Source organism: Labrys miyagiensis (genome assembly GCF_030160835.1).
Classification (GTDB): domain Bacteria; phylum Pseudomonadota; class Alphaproteobacteria; order Rhizobiales; family Labraceae; genus Labrys; species Labrys miyagiensis.
The window spans coordinates 315393-335608 of the sequence record NZ_BSPC01000069.1 but is presented as its reverse complement, the minus strand read 5'-3'; the positions used below and the strand labels follow the sequence as shown (position 1 = coordinate 335608).

Here is a 20216-nt window from a genome sequence, read left to right as displayed (position 1 = left end):
CGAAGCGCGCCGCCGTTCAGGCCTCGCGATCAATTCTCGAACCGCTTGCCGACGTTGCCGAGACTGTCCTTGGTCACGAGCTGGGCCCGCGTGTCCAGATTGGCGGCGGCGATGCCGCGGTCGATCTGCAGGTAGAGCTGCATCACGGGCCAGAAGCCCTGCAGGAAGGGCTGTTGCCCGAGCGAACCGGTGAGGGCGCCCGTCTTGATCTGCTCCTGCTGCTTGGGGCCGAGGTCGAAGCCGAAGGCGCAGATCTTGTTGTTGAGCTGCTTCTGGGAGATGGCGTCGCCGAGGCCCGGTGTGACGAAGCCGTTGGCCCCGAAGGCGCCGACGACGTCGCCGCGGCTTTCGATCAGCGAGACGATCGAACCGGTGACATTATCCTTGTCCACGTCGATGCCGATATTCTTGGGCCCGGCGTCGACCTTGAAATTGGCAAGCACGCCGGCTGCGTTCAGCGCCTTCACCGTCGCCTCGAAAGCCGCGGTGACGCGGCGGTTGACTTCCTCGTTGCCGAGCGTCGTCGTCGAGGGGAAGATCACCGATCCACCGGAAACCTTCTTGTCGATCAGGCACTTGGCGAGGGCCGCGCCACCGATGGCGGCGGCCGAGGAATCCTGGCCGGTATGCGAGATGTTCAGGCGGTCATAGAGGTTGGGGTCGTAGGAATTGGTGGTGGCCACCGGCACGCCATTGGCCTCGAGCTTCTTGACGAGATCGTCATAGGCGCCCGACTGCGGCGTCGTCATGATCACGCCGTCGATGGTGGGATCCTGCACCACCTGGTTGAGGATCTCGATCTCGCGCGGGATGTCGTCGACCGGGGCTTCGGAACCCAGCATCACCAGGTTGATGCCGAAGGCGTCGGCCGCCACCTTGGCGCCGACATAGGTCGGGTCGAAGAAGCCGTTGCCGGCGGTGTGGGTGATGATGGCAAAGGTGAGCTTGCCCTTCTTGGAGTGGAAGTTCTTGGTGTTGGGCGATTCCTTGGCCGCATCCTCGAAAGTGTAGCCGCCGACGGCCTTGGAGAGCACGCCGGTTTCGGCGGCATGGCCCGCCTGGAGAGGCGCCCAGAGCAGGGCACCCGAGAGCAGCGCGAGCGCGCATTTTCCGTATTTCATGGTTTCCTCCGTCTGTGTCTTTATGCTTTCCGGCCGGCCGCCACTTATCCCGTGTGCTGACCGCCTCGCGCCGCTCTTTGCCTGCAGCGATGGGCAATCATTTTGTATTGTATGATTGACGCAGATGTCAATGAAACGACTTCCATATGTCTGAACAAATTGAGTCGTGCAGTGGCGATTGATTGGGTTAGGGGCGTGACCCCAGCGCACACAAGTTGTGTGCGCGGCCTCCCCCAGCTTCGTGGGGGAGGCTTTCGCGGCGCGCCTCTCAAATAGCCAGGGTTCTCAATCCAAAGCGCTTTGAGTGCAGATTAAATTCGCCCAGCCGATTGACACCCCGCCGAATTCAGTCGGATGATACCTCAACCGCGTCGATGGTCCCCGAGACCCGAATGCATGCGGAGGGCGGAGCGAATGCCGGGAAAGGGTAACGCGGGCCGCGCGCATCATGCGGACCACGTCTATGCGATCCTCAACGATGGAAGCGCCAGTGCTCATTCGGCGGTGGCGGCCTCGTGGTCGCGCTCGCTCACCCATTACGGCCTCGATCCCGACAATGCGCCTCCGCCGCGAGGCCTGACGCATTCCGAGTTCCGCTCCGCCTACGACCGCATGGAACTGCTGGTGCGCCTGGCGCAGGGCACGCTCGACCGCCTCTTCCAGTCGGTGGGCGATGCCGGCTGCTGCGTGCTGCTCACCGATGGCGCTGGCGTGCCGCTCGACCGGCGCGGCATGGTGGGGGACGATGCCGATTTCCGCGCCGTCGGCCTGTGGACCGGCATGGTGTGGAGCGAAAAGAGCGAGGGCACCAACGGCGTCGGCACCTGCATCGCCGAGGGGCGGGCACTCACCATTCATCGCGACGAGCATTTCCTCACCCGCAACATCGGGCTGAGCTGCACGGTGGCGCCGATCTGGGATGCGCAGGGACGGCTCATGGGCGCCCTCGACGTCTCCACCTGTCGGGCCGATCTGACACCGGCGATCCTGAAGCTGGTGGCCTCGGCCACGCGCGAGGCGGCGCATCGCATCGAGACCCACCATTTCCGCGAGACCTTTCGCGACGCCCGCATCCTGATCGGGCCGGACATTGGCAGCGGCCCCGCGGGGCTGCTCGCTGTCGACCGCGAAGACCTCGTCATCGGCGCCAGCCGCGCAGCCCGCCTCGCCTACGGCCTGACGGACGAGCGCCTGCGTAACCCCTTCCCCGCGGGCGATCTGCTCGACGGCGAGGGCGCCCGGCCGCAGGAGGCGCTGGCCAGCGCGGAGCGGGCGGCTGTGCGCCAGGCGCTGTCGCGGGCGAAGGGCAATGTGTCGGCGGCCGCAAGGTCGCTCGGCATCAGTCGCGCAACGATGCACAGGAAGCTGGATAGGTTGGGCGTGGGGCGGGAAACATAAGGAAAAGGGCGCGCCGCGAAGCCTCCCCCACGAAGCTGGGGGAGGTGGGCCGGCGAAGCCGGCTCGGAGGGGGTGTGGTCAGGACAGGGCACGCGAAGCGGAAATTTAGTCTCGTTTCCCGCGCCTATCCTGACCACACCCCCTCCGTCATTGCTTCGCAATGCCACCTCCCCCAGCTTCGTGGGGGAGGCTTATGTCGCGCCCTTTTTTCCAAACAACCTGTCTCAGCCCTGAGACACTTCCCCGCACCGATCGCCCCGCCCCACCCTGACAGCCCGCCCCTTCCGTCCCATCCTCCCCACGGACGACGCCGCATCATGGCGCGCATCAAGGAGGAGACTTCGCATGAACAAGCCTGAAACCGTCCGCTCGCCCGGAACGCTGTTCAAGAAGCGTTACGGCAATTTCATCGGCGGCCAATGGATCGAGCCCGTCGGCGGCCAGTATTTCGAGAATACCTCGCCCATCAATGGCCGCGTGCTTTGCGAGATCGCGCGCTCGGACGCCAAGGACGTCGAGCTCGCGCTCGACGCTGCCCACAAGGCCAAGGACGCCTGGGGCCGCACCAGCGCCGCCGAGCGCTCGCTGCTCCTCCTGCGCATCGCCCAGGTGATCGAGGACAACCTGCCCACCCTCGCCCTCGCCGAAACCTGGGACAATGGCAAGCCGATCCGCGAAAGCACGGCCGCCGACTTGCCGCTCGGCGTCGATCATTTCCGCTATTTCGCTGGCGTCCTCCGCGCCCAGGAAGGCGGCATCTCCGAGATCGACCACGACACCATCGCCTATCATTTCCATGAGCCGCTCGGCGTGGTCGGCCAGATCATTCCCTGGAACTTCCCGCTGCTGATGGCGATCTGGAAGCTCGCGCCTGCGCTCGCCGCCGGCAATTGCGTCGTCATCAAACCGGCCGAGCAGACTCCGGCCTCCATCCTCGTTCTCGCCGAACTGATCGCCGACATCCTGCCGCCCGGCGTGCTCAACATCGTCAACGGCTTCGGCCTGGAAGCCGGCAAGCCGCTCGCCTCCTCCAACCGCATCGCCAAGATCGCCTTCACCGGCGAGACCACGACAGGCCGGCTGATCATGCAATATGCCAGCCAGAACCTCATCCCCGTCACGCTGGAGCTCGGCGGCAAGTCGCCCAACATCTTCTTCAAGGATGTCGCCAGCGAGGATGACGATTTCCTCGACAAGGCCATCGAAGGCTTCGTCATGTTCGCGCTCAACCAGGGCGAGGTCTGCACCTGCCCCAGCCGCGCCCTCATCCACGAGAGCATCTATGACCGCTTCATGGAGAAGGCGCTGAAGCGCGTACACGCCATCACGCAGGGCGACCCGCTCGATCCCGCCACCATGATCGGCGCGCAGGCCTCTTCCGAGCAGCTCGAAAAGATTCTCAGCTATTTCGACATCGGCCGCCAGGAAGGCGCCGAAGTGCTGACGGGCGGCGAGCGCAACAACCTGCCCGGAGACCTCGCCGGCGGCTACTACGTCAAGCCGACCGTGTTCAAGGGCAACAACAAGATGCGCATCTTCCAGGAGGAGATCTTCGGGCCCGTCGTCTCGGTGACCACCTTCAAGGACGACGAGGAGGCACTCTCCATCGCCAATGACACGCTCTATGGCCTCGGCGCCGGCATCTGGACCCGCGACGGCACAAGAGCCTACCGCTTCGGCCGCGCCATCCAGGCCGGGCGCGTTTGGACCAACTGCTACCACGCCTATCCGGCCCATGCGGCCTTCGGCGGCTACAAGCAGTCCGGCATCGGCCGCGAGAACCACAAGAAGATGCTCGACCACTACCAGCAGACCAAGAACCTGCTGGTCAGCTACTCGCCCAAGAGGCTCGGCTTCTTCTGAGGGGGACGCTGTCCCGGTGTGCCGGTCTTCGGACCGGCACCTACCCCTTACCAAGAAGAGCTTGATCAGGAATCACGATGGGCAGTCCATATCCGTCATTGCGAGCGGAGCGAAGCAATCCAGGGACGGTAGACACCCCTTTGGCCCCTGGATTGCTTCGCTCCGCTCGCAATGACGACGTTTCCCATGCCTCTTACTGAAGACCCGTGCACTGTAATCCACCAGGAGAGCTCCATGGACGACACCATCCCGGAACGCGTGATGGCGACGCCGGCGGCGCTGGCGCTGATCGAGACGCTGCAGGCCAAATATGGCCCGGTGCTTTTCCACCAGTCGGGCGGCTGCTGCGACGGCTCCTCCCCGATGTGCTACCCGCGGAACGATTTCATCGTCGGCGACCGGGACGTGATGCTCGGCATCATCGGCAAGGCGCCAGTCTATATCGGCCAGTCGCAATTCGCCGGCTGGGCCCACACGCAGCTGATCATCGACGTGGTGCCCGGCCGGGGCGGCATGTTCTCGCTCGACAACGGCACGGAGAAGCGCTTCATCACCCGCTCCCGTGCCTTCTCGGGCGAGGAGATGTGCGTGTTGAAGCCCGCCGTGCTGGGAGCCGACATGGGGCATTGACGAGGCGCGCACCAGTCCCGAAGGCCTTCAGGTGCGGCGGTCTCCGTCCGGCCAGCCTCCGTTCGGGAAAGCATCGCATAGAAACTGGATGAAGCTCGTGACCTTGCTGCTGGCGAGCCGGCGGGAGGCATGAAGGATCCAGGCCTCGACGCCCCTGTGCGACACTCTTCCCCAGGAAACCAGGACCCCGGCCGCAAGATCGTCTGCGATCATCGAGAGGGGCAGCAATCCCGCCCCTGCGCCTGCTCGAACCGCATCGCGCACCATGAGGATCGACGACAGGCGAAGAACGGGGTCGGGAATCAGGGTGAGACCTTCCAGTTCATCGGCCATCTGCCATACGCTTCCTTCCGCCATGGTTGTCAAAACGGCGGCTGGAACACGCGTGGCGGTTCCGACTGCCGCGACCAGCGCGGGCCGAGCCAGGGTTGGCGAGCCGACCACGAGCATCTGGTCGCGCAGGAAGCATCGTCCCACCAGATCGCTGCTAGGGCGGGGATTGATGCGGATCACCAGGTCATAGCCGTCCTCGACGAGATCGACGAACCTGTCCTCGGCGGTGATCTCGAGCCGAACATCCGGAAAAGCGTGCCGGTAGTCCGCGGCAAGGCGGCCCAGAGCGACATGGGAGAACAGAAGCGGCGCGCTGATACGCAGTAGACCGCTCGGCCGTGCAATCCCCGCTCCGACTTCCCTTCCGATCTCCGTGATTTCACTCAGCGGCCCAGCGGTGCGCCGGAACAAGGCAGCCCCTTCTTCCGTGAGACGCAGGGAATGCGAGCCCCGTTCCAGCAGGCGGACGCCGAGGCTCTCCTCCAGTTCCATCACCTGCCGCGACAGGGTCGCCTTCGAGCGCCCGCTGGCTCGGCTGGCTTTGCCGAAGCCGCCATGGAGGGCCACGAGATTGAAATTGCTGAGGGCCTCGAGGTTCATGTCGATCCAATTTTGAGACAGTTTATCTCAGATTTAGCGCCTGTGTTTCCAAATCGCAACGATCTATGTCTTGCTCAACGACGAGCCGAACCGTCGCTTTGAGGAGAATGATCATGCAAGACAATCGCGCGCACCGGATTCACGCGTATGGCGGCCCGGAGGTTATGTCTTTCGATACGGTACCCGTCCCGGCGCCTGGAGCCGGTCAGGTTCTTGTCCAGGTGCAAGCGGCTGGCGTGAACGGACTTGACTGGAAAGTCCGGGAAGGCTTCGTTCGCGACGCCTTCCCGCTCGCCCTGCCGGCAACGCTGGGCATCGAACTCGCCGGCATCGTTACGGCAACGGGTGCTGGCGCCACCTGCTTCAAGCTTGGGGATCGGGTCATGGGACCGCTGGCCGGTCTTGGAGCCTACGCTGATTTTGTCGCCGTGGACGAAGGGAAGCTTTGCCTGACGCCCGCTGAACTATCGGACGTTCAGGCGGCCGCTTTGCCGGTCGCGGCCCTGACCGCCTGGCAGGCTCTGCGGGCCGAGGGCGACTTGCGGCCCGGCCAGGCCGTTCTGATCCACGGTGCATCGGGCGGCGTCGGCAGTTTTGCCGTGCAATTTGCCAAGGCAGCGGGTGCAACCGTCTTGGCCACGGCCTCAGGCTCCAGCCGCGACTATCTTATCGACCTCGGAGCCGATAGGGTCTTCGACCGGCATGCGGAACGCTTCGAGGATCACACTGGGGATATCGATCTCGTTCTCGACCTCGTCGGCGGGGACGCGGTGGACCGCTCCTGGTCTGTGCTTTCCGATGGAGGTGCCATCGTCTCGACGGCGGCCTTCGATATTGCAGGGCGTATTTCCTCCGGGCGCAAGGGACAGTTTTTCATGATGAAGCCTGATGCCATACAGTTGAGCGCCATTGCCGGCATGGTCGCATCGGGTCGGCTGCAATCCGCCATCGCCGAGGTGGTCGATCATGCAGGCCTGGCGGCGGCGCTGGAGCGCAACCGGACAGGGCACGCGCCAGGCAAGATCGCCCTCGATCTCACCCTTTGAATGGAGCTCAGGATGACCGAAAGTCCAGACACGAGCGCGCATGAAGGCGTGGCAATCCCGGCGGACGATCTCAGGCGGTCTCTCACCATCGCCAATCCGGTAGCGCCCGAGCTGTCTCACATCTCGGTTGCCGGCGACACCTACACGATCCTGGTGAGTGGCGCGCAGACGGGCAGCCGCTATTGCCTCATCGACATGCATGTGCCGCCCGGTGGCGGGCCGCCGCCCCACCGGCATGATTTCGAGGAACTATTCACGCTGCTGGAGGGCGAGCTCTCGTTCACATTCCGGGGCGAGACCGTCACCATTGCCGCAGGATCGAGCGTCAACATACCGGCGAACGCCCCGCATTCCTTCAGAAACATCTCGGACAAGGCGGCCCGCATGCTCTGCATGTGCACGCCGTCGGGGCTGGACGAGTTCTTCATGGCGATCGGCGATCCGGTTGATAGCCGCACCGCGCCTCCGCCACCGCTCAGCCCGGCGGACATCGCCGAACGGCAGGCGAAAGCGGGAGCGCTGGCTGGCCGATACCGCACGGAACTCCTGACGCATTGAGGGTAGGGGGCACGATTTGATGGGTCGAAGGCCCGACTGGCCGGAAGCTTTGCGTGCTCGGATTGGCTTAATGCGGCGGGCCGTGTAGATCCTGCAGGCATCGGCGTCAGTGTGTTATCGAGCCGGTGGCGGAATTGCGTGAGAAAAAGCGGGCATGGATCATTTCGACCTCGGCACTTACAGCCGTCCCATCTCCACCCGGTCGGCGGAAGGCCAGCGCTGGTTCGATATCGGGCTCAACTGGTGCTACGGCTTCAACCATGACGAGGGCATCAAGTGCTTCGAGAAGGCGCTGGTATCAGACCCGGATTGCGCCATGGCGCATTGGGGCATCGCCTATGCCAGCGGGCCCTTCTACAACCTGACCTGGAAGGAGCATGGCGAAGCCGAGCTGAACCGGGCGACCAGGCGCTGCTTCGATCACGTCCAGCTTGCCCGCGCCAAGGCCGCCGGGGCCAGCGAGGTGGAGAGGCAATTGATCGAGGCGCTGGCGTGCCGGTTTCAGGGGCCGTACGGGGCTTCTGCGCCTGAACTCCAGCAATGGGACGATGACTACGCCGCCGCGATGCGGCGCGTCTACGCGGCCTTCCCCGACGATGCCGATGTGATGGCTCTCCTGGTGGAAGCCCTGATGATGCGCACGGTGCGGCGTCTGTGGGATCTCAAGACGGGCGAGCCGGCGCCGAATTCGGATGTGCTGGAGGCGCTGGAGGTGTGCGAACGCGCGATTGCCCTCGCCGATGCGGCCGGCACGGTGCAGCATCCGGCGATCCTGCATCTGCACATCCATCTCCTGGAGATGTCGACCATGCCGGAACGCGGCATGCGCTCGGCCGACCGGCTCGGCACGATGTGCCCGGATGCCGGGCACATGAACCATATGCCCGGGCATATCTATGTGCTGTGCGGCGAGTACGAGAAAGCCAAGTTTGCCAGCGAAAAGGCGGTGCGCGCCAACGACAAATATCTTAGCTATGCCGATGACCCGACCTATTACCTGCTCGGCTGCTGCCACGACCTCCATCTCATGATGTTCACCTGCATGTTCCTGGGTCAGCAGGAGCCGGCCCTGTGGGCTGCCGACAAGGTGCGCAGCCTGGTGACGCGGGATGTCGTTGCCCTTCCAGACCGGCCCAAATTCACGCAGACCGTGGAGGGCTACCATGCCATGAAATCGCATGTGCTGGTGCGCTTCGGCCGCTGGCACGACATCATCGACGAACCGATGATCGGCGCGCCCGAGCTTTACGTCGTCACGACCGCCATGCAGCATTACGCGAAAGGCGTCGCCTATGCGACCTTGCGCGACTTCGCCAACGCAGAGCGCCAGCACGAGCAGTTTCAGCGGCACGTCACCGGCATCCCGCCTGAAAGGCGCTTCCTCAGCAACCCGACGCAGGCCTCCCTGGCCGTCGGCGCTGCGCTGCTCGCTGGTGAACTCGCTTTTCACAAGGGCCATCACGAGGAAGCCTATGTGCATTTGCGGCGGGCAGTCGAGCTTGACGACAACCTGTCCTACACCGAGCCCTGGGCCTGGATGCACCCGCCCCGCCATGCGCTGGCCGCGCTGCTTTTGGACCAGGGCCATCATGCCGAGGCCGAGCAGGTCTATCGCGACGATCTCGGCTTGAGCCCGGCGGTGCAGCGCTGCGCGCGGCATCCCGACAATGTCTGGGCCTTGCACGGGCTGGTGGAATGCCTGCAGCAGCGCGGGGAGAGCGAAGAGCTACCGGCGCTGCAGGCCAAGCTCGCCGCAGCATTGGCGAAGGCGGATGTGCCGATCACCTCGTCATGCCTGTGCAGGACGAGGGCGCAACCGGCTCAATGCTGCTGTCATTGATTGGAGGCCTGTGCGGTTCGCGTGAGGCGCGTAATCCTTCCCCGCAGTCGGGGATGGCTTCCCGTGCCTCTTCCTGCTGCGCCGAGGCGTCTCACGCCATGTCGCTCTCAGCCCCGCCCGACCAGCGGCATCTTCGTCGCCATCACCGTCATGAACTGCACATTGGCTTCCAGCGGCAGGCCGGCCATGTAGAGCACGGCGTCGGCGACATGCTTCACGTCGAAGGTGGGCTCGGGCTTGATCGAGCCGTCGGCCTGGGGCACGCCACCCGGCATCCTCGAGGCCATCGGGGTCAGCGTGTTGCCGATGTCGATCTGTCCGCAGGCGATGTCATATTTGCGCCCGTCCAGCGAGGACGATTTGGTCAGGCCGGTCACGGCGTGCTTGGAGGCGGTGTAGGGCGCTGAATTGGGGCGCGGGGCGGTCGCCGAGATCGAGCCGTTGTTGATGATGCGCCCGCCGCGCGGCGTCTGGCCCTTCATTACGCGGAAGGCTTCCTTGATGCACAGGAACACGCCGGTGATATTGGTGTCGACAACGGCCTTCCACTGCTCGAAGGGCAGGTCCTCGATCGGCAGGCCCTGCGCGTTGGTGCCTGCATTGTTAAAGACGAGATCGACGCGGCCGAGTTGCGCCACGGTGGCGTCGAACAGGGCGGCCACGGAGGCGGGATCCGTGACGTCGGAAGGAATGGCGCGGCCGGCCGAGGCCTTCGGGCTCTCGGCAATGGCCGCTTCGAGCACCTCCTTGCGCCGCCCGGTGAACACCACCGACCAGCCATTCTCCAGAAGCGCCAGGGCGACTGCCTTGCCGATTCCCGTCGCCGCGCCCGTGACGATGGCGACCTTACCTTGACCCGACATGCGCTTCTCCCTGATTCCCAACGCTTTCAAGCAATGAAGCATTTTGCCGATAGGTCAGACAAGATGCGAAGGGGCTGGACGCCGCAAAAAGGGGCGCGGGAAGCCTCCCCCACGAAGTTGGGGGAGGTGGGCCGGCGCAGCCGGCTCGGAGGGGGTGTGGGCGGAACGAGGCGTAGGAACCATAGATGAGGGGGCTATTTCATGCGCCCTATCCTGGCCACACCCCCTCCGTCATTGCTCCGCAATGCCACCTCCCCCAGCTTCGTGGGGGAGGCTTGCGTCGCGCCCTTACACCGCCCCACCCAGGCAGGAGACGATCGTCTCGATCACCCGCTTGGTCTCCTCCGGATCGCGCACGCGGATCGAGTCGACGCCGGCTTCCTTGGCCGCATAGTCGTTGCCGCCCGGGAAGAGCGCGTCGCCGGCGAAGATCATCTCGTCGATGGCAATGCCGAGGCGGTCGCGCAGCTTATGGATGCCATAGGCCTTGTCGATGCCCTGGCGGGTGACGTCGATCGAGGTGGCGCCGCCCATGCGCACCGAGAAGTCGGGCAGGGACTTGTCGAGATAGCCCTTGAGGATGGTGCGCTTCTTGAAGTCGGGATCCCAGGCATGCTTGGCGTCGAGGGGGGCCTCCTGGCCAAGGGCCGACATGGTGATCTGGCTGCCGCGATCCTCGATGCGCTGGCCCCAGATGCGCTCCGGCTTGAAGCCCGATTCTTCAAAGGCCGCGTCGAGTGCCGCGATGATGCGCTGCCGGTCCTCGGGTGAGAGATCCTCGCGGTAGACGGGTTTCCACTGGCCCGTGTCGTAGCTGAAAAATTTGGTGCCGCAGGTCGGCAGCAGATACAGGCGGTCGAACTGGTCGCCCTGCGCGAGGTTCGAGAGGAACTGCTTCTCGAATTGCGGCCAGTCGCCGCCCGAGATCACGGCCACCTGAGCGACAGCGAGCAGCTTGCCGAGCAAGGTGGACATCTCCGCATCGATGGCGGACTTGCTCAGCGCCAGCGTGCCGTCGAGATCGAAAATGACGAGTTTCTTCATGAGGGCTCCCGATATTCCGAGCCTGTTTTACCGATTGCAGCGCGATTGTCAGGTACCAAATTTGCGCGGCGGGTCATGAAATGGATTCAGGAGGCGAGCACCGCGATCCTGGAAATCCTTGATGTTACGGGTAACGATCGTGAAATCATGGACCTTGGCGGTCGCTACCAGCGCAAGGTCCCAGCGATCCTTGGCCGAGCCGGCCAGCAATCTCGTCCATTCAGCGACGATGGCGGCGTCGATCGGCACGACGCGGCTCGCATAGCTCTTCTCCAGTGCTTCTATGCCGGTGAGAATGCGCGAAGCACGATCCGGATCCCGACGCCTGAGGCTTTCGGCACCGCGACGCTGCTCGTAGAGCGTGGCGGCGCTCAAGCGCAGGTCCGCGTCGGGGACGGTCGAGATCCAGCGACGGACATTGGCATGGCCCTGGCTGTGGGAGTTCACGCAGGACATTCGCGTCCAACAAATAGGCCGTCACGGGATCTCGCGCGGCATGGTGTCGACGGGGGTGTCGCTCTCATCGAACGCGCCAATCTCGGCAAGATCGACCAGCATGCGCTTCAGGCTGCGGGCAGGATAAGGCCGTCCCCGTTTTGGATAGGCCTTGGCATATTCGACCGCAGCCTCGACCTGCTCCTCCTTCAAGGCCGGATAATCCTCGACTATTTCGGCGATGGATTGCCCGCGCGCCAGTGCCGCGATGAGGTGAGCCGGAATATCCGTTCCGGTAACGACCGCTTCGACCTGGCCTTGGGGGTGCTCCACCCATTTGCGGATGTTATCCAGCCGCTGCAGGCGCTGTTCGAGATCCCTGTCGATCGGACCAAGATCCAGGACAAGTTTTCCAAGGGTGATGCGATGCGTATCCATCGGGATCCTGCGGATCGCTTCATAGAGGCGGCGCCGGCCTGCCGGGGTCAGGTCCTTCTCAAGCTCGTCGGAGAGGCGCAGGAAGCGCAGTTCTGCCGGGCCGAACAGCCGCTGAACAGCCTTGCCGACCTTGCGCTGCCGCGCCCGGATGATACCGGAGTCCACGGCCTTGTTGATGGTTACGGTCGAGCGATCGAGCACGTAGCCCGCCTCTCGAAGCGTCAGTGTCTGCGCGAGCGTCATAACAGCAATCCTAATTCATCCCAATATAGGGATGAATTGATTCTCCCGCAATGACTTCCATGATGATAACTCCCTTAGTGATCCATCCCCGTGATCACCCGCTCCACCTCTTCCACGCTCGTCTTCTTCGGATCGATGTCATCGGCCACCACGCGGCCGCGGCGCATCACCACGATGCGGTCGACGACCTGGAAGACGTGGTGGATGTTGTGGGCGATGAAGATGCAGGAATGGCCGGAATTGCGGGCGTTGCGCACGAAGTTCAGCACGCCCTGCGTCTCGGCCACGCCGAGATTGTTGGTGGGCTCGTCCAGGATGATGAGGTCGCTGTCGAAATGCATGGCTCTGGCGATCGCCACCGCCTGGCGCTCGCCGCCCGAAAGGGAACTGATCGGCGTCGTCGGCGCGATGTTCTTGGTGATGCCGACCTGCCGGAGCAGGGTGCGGGCCACCTCGTCCATCTTGTCCTTGTCCATGCGATTGAGGAAGCGTGGGCCTCGGAGCGGCTCGCGGCCGAGGAAGAGGTTGCGCGCGATCGAGAGCTGCGGCACCAGGGCCGAGTCCTGGTAGATCGTCTCGATGCCGTTAGCGATGGCGTCGACGGTGGAGCGTATATTCACCTTCTGGCCGCGAATGAAGATGTCGCCGGAGGTGGCAGGCACCGCGCCCGAGAGGATCTTGATCAAGGTCGATTTGCCGGCGCCGTTGTCGCCAAGCAGGCCGACGATCTCGCTCGTGGCCACTGTCAGCGTCACGTCCTCGATGGCGCGAATGCGACCATAGGACTTGGCGATGTTCTGCATGCGGATGAGTTCGTCGGCGGAGTTTGTGGTCATGGGCTTATGTCCCCTCCTGATGCCGGCGGTCCAGCCATGAATGCAGGGCCATCATGCCAAGGATGATGGCGCCGATGAAGATGTTGTAGGCGAGGCCCGGCACGCCGATCAGCACGATGCCGTTGCGCATCACGCGCAGGATGAAGATGCCGAGCACGGTGCCGATGATGGTGCCGCGCCCGCCCGTCAGCGCCGTGCCGCCGATCACCACCATGGCGATCACCTCGAGCTCATAGCCGGTGCCGGAATTGGGATTGGCCGAAGAGGTGCGGATCGAGGAGATGATGCCGGCCAGCGTCGCCAGCACGGCGCACAGCATGAACAGATAGATCTTGGTTCTGTTGACATTGACGCCGCGCGCCCGCGCCGCATTGGGGTTGCCTCCGGAGGCCTGGATCCAGTTGCCGGCCTTGGTCTGGGTCAGGACATAGCCGAGCACGATCGCCACGGCGGCGAACCAGAGCAGGGACATGTAGACCCTGAAACTTCCGACATAGAAGGTGCCGACCAGGATATTGGCCAGCGGCAGGTCGCCGGCGTTCCAGGTGCGCTGGGGGAAGCCGTTGGTGACGAAGAGGGCGGTGCCGCGCACCACCAGCAGCATGCCCAGGGTCACGAGGAAGGAGGGGATCTTTAACTGGGTGACGAACAGCCCGTTGACGAGGCCGATCAGGGCTGCAACCGCCAGGGCGATCACGAAGGCGACGCCAAACGAGGTGGCGCCGCTGTTGTACAATGTCCACATCAGCACCGGCGAGAAGCCGAACAGCGAGCCGACGGACAGATCGAATTCACCCGAGGTCATCAGCAGAGTCATGGCCAGGGCAATCAGGCCGAGCTCGACGGTAAAAGCCAGGATGTTGCTGATATTGTCGGCCGACAGGAAGTCGTGATTGATGGAAGTGAAAACGATAAGTTCGAGAATGAGGAGCACGAAGGGCCCGAATTCGGGGCGAGCTATCGCTCGCTGGAGCAATGAACGCTGTTCCACGTGATATCCTAGGCCAAGGGACGAGACAAAAGACACAATATCAATGAAAAGGGCGCTCCCCTTTGCGAGGAGCGCCCCTCAGGAGATTATTTCTTGCCGCTGAGGATGTCGTCATAGATCTGGGCGGCATCCTTCTCGTAGAGCGCGCCGGTGATGACGTTGAAACCGGGGCGGATGCCGCTCGCGGCCATGGACGCCATGGAGAGGGCGATGTAGCTCGTCGCCTGCGGATCCTGCCATTGGGCGGCGTTCACGTAGCCCTTGAGAACTTCCTGGGTAGTATCGAGCGAATTGCCCCAGCCGACTACCGGAATCTCGCCCGGCTTGACGCCGACCTGGTCGAACACCCGCTTGATGCTGCCATCGGCCAGGTCGCCCAGGCAGATGATGGCCTTGATCTTTGCCTTGTTGGCGGTGAGGTAGTCCGCCATGCGGCTGATCACTTCAGCCTGGTCGAGCGTGGTTTCGGTGATTTCCCAGGTGATGTTCAGCGGCTTGAAGACGCTGGAAATGCCCTGTTCTTCCTGCACGCCATAGGTGGCGCCCGGCACTTCCACCGGCATCCAGACGAAGTCCCCCGATTTCACCAGCTTTTTGTCGACGAGATATTGGGCCCAGGCGGCGCCGAACTTCACATTGTCGCCGCCGACATAGGCGTCGAAGCCGGCCGCCGGATCGGGCGTGTTGAAGTTGATCACCGGGATCTTCTTGGCGTGGGCTTCCGCGACGATCTTGCCCAGGCTCCCGGGATCCGGGCTGGTGGTGACGATGCCGTCAGCCCCGGCTGCGATGGCGGCACGCACGGCCTCCTGCTGCGAGGCGACGTCGTTGGAGTGGAAGGAGGTGTTGACGGTGTTGCCCGTGTCGGCCGCCCATTGCTTGGCGCCGGCGAGGAAGTAGGTCCAGACCGGGTCGGCCGGTCCGCCATGCGAGATCCAATAATAGGTCTTGGGCGCGGCCTGCGCTACCGAGAGCGTCGCCGCCAGCGCCATCACGGCGCCAGTGAATAGCAGGACGAGTTTCCTGATCATGGGATTGCCTTGCTCGTGTTCCGATCACCATGTGACCAACGAGGCGGACTATCGCAATCCTCAGACAAGTTTTCAATTGGTACTTTCGAGTGAAAGGAGTACCAGACTCGTAACCTCCAAATATTGTGACTGTCTTATTGGTCGCTGGTATCTAGTGCAGTGCACAATTAAGTTTTGCGTTGCATTATGATTAGGTCAGTCGCATTGTCCCATGTTGACCTATTCTTGATCATATTGATCATTTGGATAGCAAAAAGCCCTTTCCGGTGGCCGGAAAGGGCTTTCATTGTCGGATCGAGCGTCGTCTGTCGCCTTCGATAATGTCTTACACGCCCAGCTTGCGCTTGCGGCTGCCCAGGGTGCGCAAGCGGAGCGCATTGAGCTTGATGAAGCCGGCGGCGTCGCGGTGGTCGTAGGCGACGGCGCCTTCCTCAAAGGTGACGAGGTCCTGGCTGTAGAGCGAATAGGGGCTCTCGCGGCCGATCACATGCACGCCGCCCTTGTAGAGCTTGAGGCGCACCGAACCCGTCACCGCTTCCTGGCTCTTGTCGATCAGGGCCTGCAGCATCTCGCGCTCGGGCGAGAACCAGAAGCCGTTATAGATGAGCTCGGCATATTTGGGCATCAGCTCATCCTTGAGATGAGCCGCGCCGCGGTCGAGCGTGATGCTCTCGATGGCACGATGGGCCGGCAGCAGGATGGTGCCGCCTGGCGTCTCATACATGCCACGCGACTTCATGCCGACATAACGGTTCTCGACGAGATCGAGGCGGCCGACGCCGTTGATGCGGCCGAGCTCGTTGAGCTTGGCCAGCAGGGTGGCCGGGCTCATCTTCACGCCGTCGATCGCGACGGCATCTCCCTTCTCGAAATCGATGGTGATGACGGTGGGGGTATCTGGCGCCTTCTCGGGGTCGACGGTGCGCGAATAGACATAATCGGGCACTTCGACCGCCGGATCCTCCAGCACCTTGCCCTCGGAGGAGCAGTGCAGCAAATTGGCGTCGACGGAGAAGGGCGCCTCGCCGCGCTTGTCCTTGGCGATCGGGATCTGGTTCTCCTCGGCGAACTTGATCAGGGCCTCGCGCGAGCGCAGGTCCCATTCGCGCCAGGGGGCTATGATGGTGACGTCTGGTTTCAGGGCATAATAGCCGAGCTCGAAGCGCACCTGGTCGTTGCCCTTGCCGGTGGCGCCATGGCAGACGGCGTCGGCGCCGGTCTTCTCGGCGATCTCGATCTGCTTCTTGGCGATCAGCGGGCGAGCGATCGAGGTGCCAAGCAGGTAGACGCCTTCATATTGGGCATTGGCGCGGAACATCGGGAAGACGTAGTCGCGCACGAATTCCTCGCGCAGGTCCTCGATGAAGATATTTTCCGGCTTGATGCCGAGCAGCAGCGCCTTCTGGCGGGCCGGCTCCAGCTCCTCGCCCTGGCCGAGATCGGCCGTGAAGGTGACGACTTCGCACTTGTAGGTGGTCTGCAGCCATTTCAGGATGATCGAGGTGTCGAGGCCGCCGGAATAGGCAAGCACCACCTTCTTGACAGATTTGGACATCGAGGGGCCTTAGCGTAGGGGAAAATCGCGCGCGACTATAGCCAGAAGGCGCGGCAAGACAAGGGTTGGCGGGGGAAATATGCCTCGCAGAACAAGGCGTGGGGGAGCCTCCCCGTGCCTCGTTCTGACAATTCCAAGGCGTCAGCGCCCGTAAACACCGGCGTGGTCGTCGGCCCGCTCCCAGCCGATCACTGTGACGCTGCCGAGCGTCGGCGAGAAGGCCGGCTTGCCGAGGGCGAGATGGGCGGAGCGCACCAGCCAGTGCGGCTGGTGCCGCAGCCAGGGCAGTTGCGCGTGCAGGCGGAAGGCGAGCAGCCTGATGTCCTGTTCCAGCACGCCTTCGCAGCCATAGCGCCAGCGCTGGCTGTGGAACAGCGTCGTCAGCGCGCAAGCGACGAACTGCGTCAGCAGGGCCGCGAAGACGATGTCGGAGAGGAAATGTCCGCCAAAGGCGAGGCGCAGATAGGCGACGATCAGTGTGAGGATGACGCCCAGCACCAAGGCCGCCCCCGCATAGGCGGACGGTATCAGAGTGACCACGCCGACGGCGGCGGTGGCGGCGGCAACTTCGCCGGAAGCGAACGAGCAATTGAGCTGGCAGGCGCCCGAGGTATCCCACCAGGGCTTGAACGAGCTGGCGCCGCCGAATTCGCTCACCTGGATCGGACGAGGGCGGTGCCAATGGTCCTTGAGCCCCACATTGATGAGGAGGCCGGGCCCGAGCGTGAAGGTGAGGAGGATGGCAGCGAGATTTCGGGCGTCGAAGCCGTTGCGCCAGCGCGGATTGGCAAGAGGCCCGAGCAGGGCGGCGAGGCAGGCGAGGAAGACGATCAACGGCAGCCACTGGCCGGTCTGGCGCAGTGCTATGGCCAGCGTGTTCGCCTTGAGCGGGAAGCCGGTGGCGCCGAAGCGCTGGGAGATGTCGAGGTCGAGCGAGGGGAAGAGGCCGAAGAGCAGGCCGGTGCCAACCAGGAGGCCGGCGATCGGCAAGAGACAACGCGAACTCTTCATTCCGGTACCTTCCAACCTGCGTGGCGTACCGGAGAGTGGACCGGCGCTGGCGTTCAAGTGTCTGCGCTATATGGCGGCGGTGTTACGGTTTTGTGCCGTTTTGATGTGAATCACAGGTCGCGTGCCGCTCAGAGCTTCCTGAGCGACACCTGCTCAATCCCATGGCTGTTGCCCTTGCGCAGGATCAGGTCGGCGCGCGGGCGGGTGGGCAGGATGTTCTCGATCAGATTGGGCTGGTTGATGCGGCCCCACAGGCCGAGCGCCGTTTCAAGGGCTTCCGCCTCGGTGAGGTCGGCATATTTGCGGAAGAAGGACAGGGGGTTGCGGAAGGCCGTTTCGCGCAGCGTCATGAAGCGCTCGACATACCAGCGCCTGAGCAGCGCCTCCTCGGCGTCGAGATAGATGGCGAAGTCGAAGAAGTCGGAGACGAAGGGGATGGCCTTGCCGTCGCGCGGCAGGCGGGCGGGTTGCAGCACGTTGAGGCCCTCGACGATGAGAATGTCGGGCAGGTCCACCGTGACGATCTCGCCGGGCACCACGTCATAGACGAGATGGGAGTAGACAGGCGCGGTCACCTTGGCCTGGCCGGCCTTGATGTCGGCGAGGAAACGCAGGAGGCGCTGGGTGTCGTAGCTCTCCGGAAAGCCCTTGCGCTCCATCAGCCCGTTCTCGCGCAGGAAGGCATTGGGGAAAAGGAAGCCGTCGGTGGTGATGAGGTCGACCTTGGGCGTGTTCGGCCAGCGCGTCAGCAATTGCCGGAGCACGCGGGCGGTGGTCGATTTGCCGACCGCCACCGAGCCGGCGACGCCGATGAGATAGGGCACCTTGCTCTCATGCGTGCCGAGGAAGTTCCGGGTGGCGCGGTGCAGGCCCTGCGTCGCTGCGACATAGAGCGAGAGCAGGCGCGACAGCGGCAGGTAGATTTCCTCGACCTCTACCAGCGAGACCGGGTCGTTGAGGGCGCGCAGGCGGTCGAGCTCGGCGCCGGTAAGTGTCATCGGCGTGTCGGCGCGCAGCTTGGCCCATTCGCCGCGCGAGAAGACGGAATAGGGGGACACGGTCGACTTCACGAGCTGATCCATTGTGAATGCTTGTCCCTGACTGAACGCCACCGTCACTTGCTCACCGCTGTCATCTGGGCCTTGCCGCCTTTTCGGCAAGGCCTGAAAGCCCGGTGCGCCGTTCGAGCTCCAGCATGACCTCGTCGAGGGTGACGTCGCGTGAACGAAGCCCCACCAGCAGGTGGTAGAGCACGTCGGCGGCCTCGGCGACGATAGGTTCCTTCTCACCCTCGGCGAGGGCGATCACCAGCTCCACCGCCTCCTCGCCGAACTTCTTGGCGGCGCGGGACGGCCCGCCCGCCAGAAGCCTGGCGGTCCACGATTGTTCGGGCGGGGCCTTGGCCCGCTCGGCGACGCGCGCTTCGAGATCGGCCAGGGAAAAGCTCATGCCGCCAGTCCCGGTTCGAGGCCGTCGAGCCGCATCGGCAGGCCGGCATGGGCCATGTAGGTCTTGGCCTCGCGGATGGAGAAGGTGCCGAAATGGAAGATCGAGGCCGCCAGCACGGCGCTGGCATGGCCGTCACGCACACCCTCGACCAGATGTTCGAGCGTACCGACGCCCCCAGAGGCGATCACGGGCACGCTGACATGGTCGGCGATGGTGCGGGTGAGGGCGAGGTCGAAGCCGGCCTTGGTGCCGTCGCGGTCCATCGAGGTGAGCAGCAATTCACCGGCGCCCAGCACCACGACCTCGCGGGCGAACTGAACGGCATCGATGCCGGTCTCCTTGCGCCCGCCATGGGTGAAGATCTCCCAGCGGTCGTCCATCCCTGGGGGCGAGACCTTCTTGGCATCGATGGCGACGACGATGCATTGCTGGCCGAACTTCTCGGCAGCGCGGGCGACGAATTGCCGGTCGGCCACGGCGGCGGAATTGATCGAGACCTTGTCGGCTCCGGCGAGCAACAACTGGCGGATGTCGTCGACCGTGCGCACGCCCCCACCCACCGTCAGCGGCATGAAGCAGGCCTCGGCCGTGCGCTGCACGACATCGAGCAGGATGCCGCGCTTTTCATGGGTGGCGGCGATGTCGAGGAAGCAGAGCTCATCGGCGCCGGCCGCGTCATAGGCGCGGGCGCTTTCGACGGGATCGCCGGCATCACGCAGGTCGACAAAATTCACGCCCTTGACGACACGGCCGTCCTTGACGTCGAGACAGGGAATTACACGCGCTTTGAGCATGACTTGAACCGAACGCGGGGCCGCCGGAGGCTGTTGCGCCGCACCATGACAGAATTGTTGCGGAAAATCACGAGGGGATGTCATCCCGGACGCGATGCGGCACGTAGTGACGCGCCGCAGATCCGGGACCTTAAGAT

At 63.9% G+C, this 20216-nt stretch carries 20 protein-coding genes; 6 read left to right on the top strand and 14 right to left on the bottom strand.

Annotated elements, in window-relative coordinates; all coding sequences use genetic code 11:
• Window positions 1-29 precede the first annotated feature (29 nt).
• Window positions 30-1121 carry a substrate-binding domain-containing protein gene (locus tag QQL24_RS31435; protein ID WP_284316240.1) on the bottom strand — a complete coding sequence of 364 codons (1092 nt, stop codon included), beginning with the start codon at window positions 1119-1121 and terminating at the stop codon, window positions 30-32.
• A gap of 414 nt (window positions 1122-1535) precedes the next feature.
• On the opposite strand from QQL24_RS31435, the gene QQL24_RS31430 reads away from it, so the two are divergent.
• The 3 genes from QQL24_RS31430 (at window position 1536) to QQL24_RS31420 (ending at window position 5012) form a co-directional block, all read left to right on the top strand.
• Window positions 1536-2519 carry a GAF domain-containing protein gene (locus tag QQL24_RS31430; protein ID WP_284316239.1) on the top strand — a complete coding sequence of 328 codons (984 nt, stop codon included), beginning with the start codon at window positions 1536-1538 and terminating at the stop codon, window positions 2517-2519.
• A gap of 345 nt (window positions 2520-2864) precedes the next feature.
• On the top strand, window positions 2865-4382 hold the full coding sequence (gene adh / locus QQL24_RS31425; RefSeq protein WP_284316238.1) for an aldehyde dehydrogenase: 1518 nt from the start codon (window positions 2865-2867) through the stop codon (window positions 4380-4382).
• Window positions 4383-4616: 234 nt separating this feature from the next.
• On the top strand, window positions 4617-5012 hold the full coding sequence (locus tag QQL24_RS31420; protein WP_284316237.1) for a DUF779 domain-containing protein: 396 nt from the start codon (window positions 4617-4619) through the stop codon (window positions 5010-5012).
• 27 nt (window positions 5013-5039) lie between these two features.
• Here QQL24_RS31420 and QQL24_RS31415 read toward each other — a convergent pair whose 3' ends face one another.
• Window positions 5040-5945: a LysR family transcriptional regulator gene (locus QQL24_RS31415; protein WP_284316236.1), complete on the bottom strand. Its 906-nt coding sequence runs from the start codon at window positions 5943-5945 to the stop codon at window positions 5040-5042.
• Between the two features lie 113 nt (window positions 5946-6058).
• On the opposite strand from QQL24_RS31415, the gene QQL24_RS31410 reads away from it, so the two are divergent.
• The 3 genes from QQL24_RS31410 to QQL24_RS31400 all read left to right on the top strand — a co-directional run bounded on the left by QQL24_RS31410 (window position 6059) and on the right by QQL24_RS31400 (window position 9389).
• A complete protein-coding gene (locus QQL24_RS31410) occupies window positions 6059-6991 on the top strand; it encodes an NADP-dependent oxidoreductase (protein ID WP_284316235.1) in 933 nt (310 codons plus the stop codon).
• 12 nt (window positions 6992-7003) lie between these two features.
• Complete coding sequence (locus QQL24_RS31405) at window positions 7004-7549, top strand: cupin domain-containing protein (RefSeq protein WP_284316234.1); 546 nt, start codon at window positions 7004-7006, stop codon at window positions 7547-7549.
• A 154-nt stretch (window positions 7550-7703) separates the two neighbouring features.
• Window positions 7704-9389 carry a tetratricopeptide repeat protein gene (locus tag QQL24_RS31400; RefSeq protein ID WP_284316233.1) on the top strand — a complete coding sequence of 562 codons (1686 nt, stop codon included), beginning with the start codon at window positions 7704-7706 and terminating at the stop codon, window positions 9387-9389.
• Window positions 9390-9496: 107 nt separating this feature from the next.
• On the opposite strand, the gene QQL24_RS31395 is transcribed toward QQL24_RS31400, so the two are convergent.
• The 12 genes from QQL24_RS31395 to hisF form a co-directional block, all read right to left on the bottom strand.
• Complete coding sequence (locus tag QQL24_RS31395; protein WP_284316232.1) at window positions 9497-10252, bottom strand: SDR family oxidoreductase; 756 nt, start codon at window positions 10250-10252, stop codon at window positions 9497-9499.
• A 288-nt stretch (window positions 10253-10540) separates the two neighbouring features.
• On the bottom strand, window positions 10541-11296 hold the full coding sequence (locus QQL24_RS31390) for an HAD-IIB family hydrolase (protein ID WP_284316231.1): 756 nt from the start codon (window positions 11294-11296) through the stop codon (window positions 10541-10543).
• A gap of 48 nt (window positions 11297-11344) precedes the next feature.
• Window positions 11345-11743, bottom strand: coding sequence for a type II toxin-antitoxin system VapC family toxin (locus tag QQL24_RS31385; RefSeq protein WP_284316230.1), 399 nt, complete (start codon window positions 11741-11743; stop codon window positions 11345-11347).
• A 30-nt stretch (window positions 11744-11773) separates the two neighbouring features.
• Window positions 11774-12412, bottom strand: coding sequence for a DUF433 domain-containing protein (locus QQL24_RS31380; RefSeq protein ID WP_284316229.1), 639 nt, complete (start codon window positions 12410-12412; stop codon window positions 11774-11776).
• A 74-nt stretch (window positions 12413-12486) separates the two neighbouring features.
• Window positions 12487-13248, bottom strand: a complete 762-nt coding sequence (locus QQL24_RS31375) for an ATP-binding cassette domain-containing protein (protein WP_284316228.1) — start codon at window positions 13246-13248, stop codon at window positions 12487-12489.
• Between the two features lie 4 nt (window positions 13249-13252).
• Window positions 13253-14239 (bottom strand): ABC transporter permease, encoded by a 987-nt coding sequence (locus tag QQL24_RS31370; protein ID WP_284316227.1) that lies wholly within the window; start codon window positions 14237-14239, stop codon window positions 13253-13255.
• Window positions 14240-14325: 86 nt separating this feature from the next.
• On the bottom strand, window positions 14326-15231 hold the full coding sequence (locus QQL24_RS31365) for a substrate-binding domain-containing protein (RefSeq protein ID WP_431310782.1): 906 nt from the start codon (window positions 15229-15231) through the stop codon (window positions 14326-14328).
• Between the two features lie 364 nt (window positions 15232-15595).
• A complete protein-coding gene (locus QQL24_RS31360; protein WP_284316225.1) occupies window positions 15596-16825 on the bottom strand; it encodes an argininosuccinate synthase in 1230 nt (409 codons plus the stop codon).
• A 141-nt stretch (window positions 16826-16966) separates the two neighbouring features.
• A complete protein-coding gene (locus QQL24_RS31355) occupies window positions 16967-17836 on the bottom strand; it encodes a phosphatase PAP2 family protein (RefSeq protein WP_284316224.1) in 870 nt (289 codons plus the stop codon).
• A gap of 128 nt (window positions 17837-17964) precedes the next feature.
• Entirely contained in the window at window positions 17965-18918 is a 954-nt protein-coding gene (gene coaA / locus QQL24_RS31350; protein ID WP_284316223.1) for a type I pantothenate kinase, read from the bottom strand.
• 49 nt (window positions 18919-18967) lie between these two features.
• Window positions 18968-19285, bottom strand: coding sequence for a phosphoribosyl-ATP diphosphatase (locus tag QQL24_RS31345; protein WP_284316222.1), 318 nt, complete (start codon window positions 19283-19285; stop codon window positions 18968-18970).
• The gene (hisF, locus tag QQL24_RS31340) at window positions 19282-20079 is read right to left on the bottom strand and encodes an imidazole glycerol phosphate synthase subunit HisF (protein ID WP_284316221.1); all 798 of its coding nucleotides are present in this window, start codon (window positions 20077-20079) and stop codon (window positions 19282-19284) included. Before hisF ends, QQL24_RS31345 begins: the two co-directional genes overlap by 4 nt.
• Window positions 20080-20216: the final 137 nt, after the last annotated feature.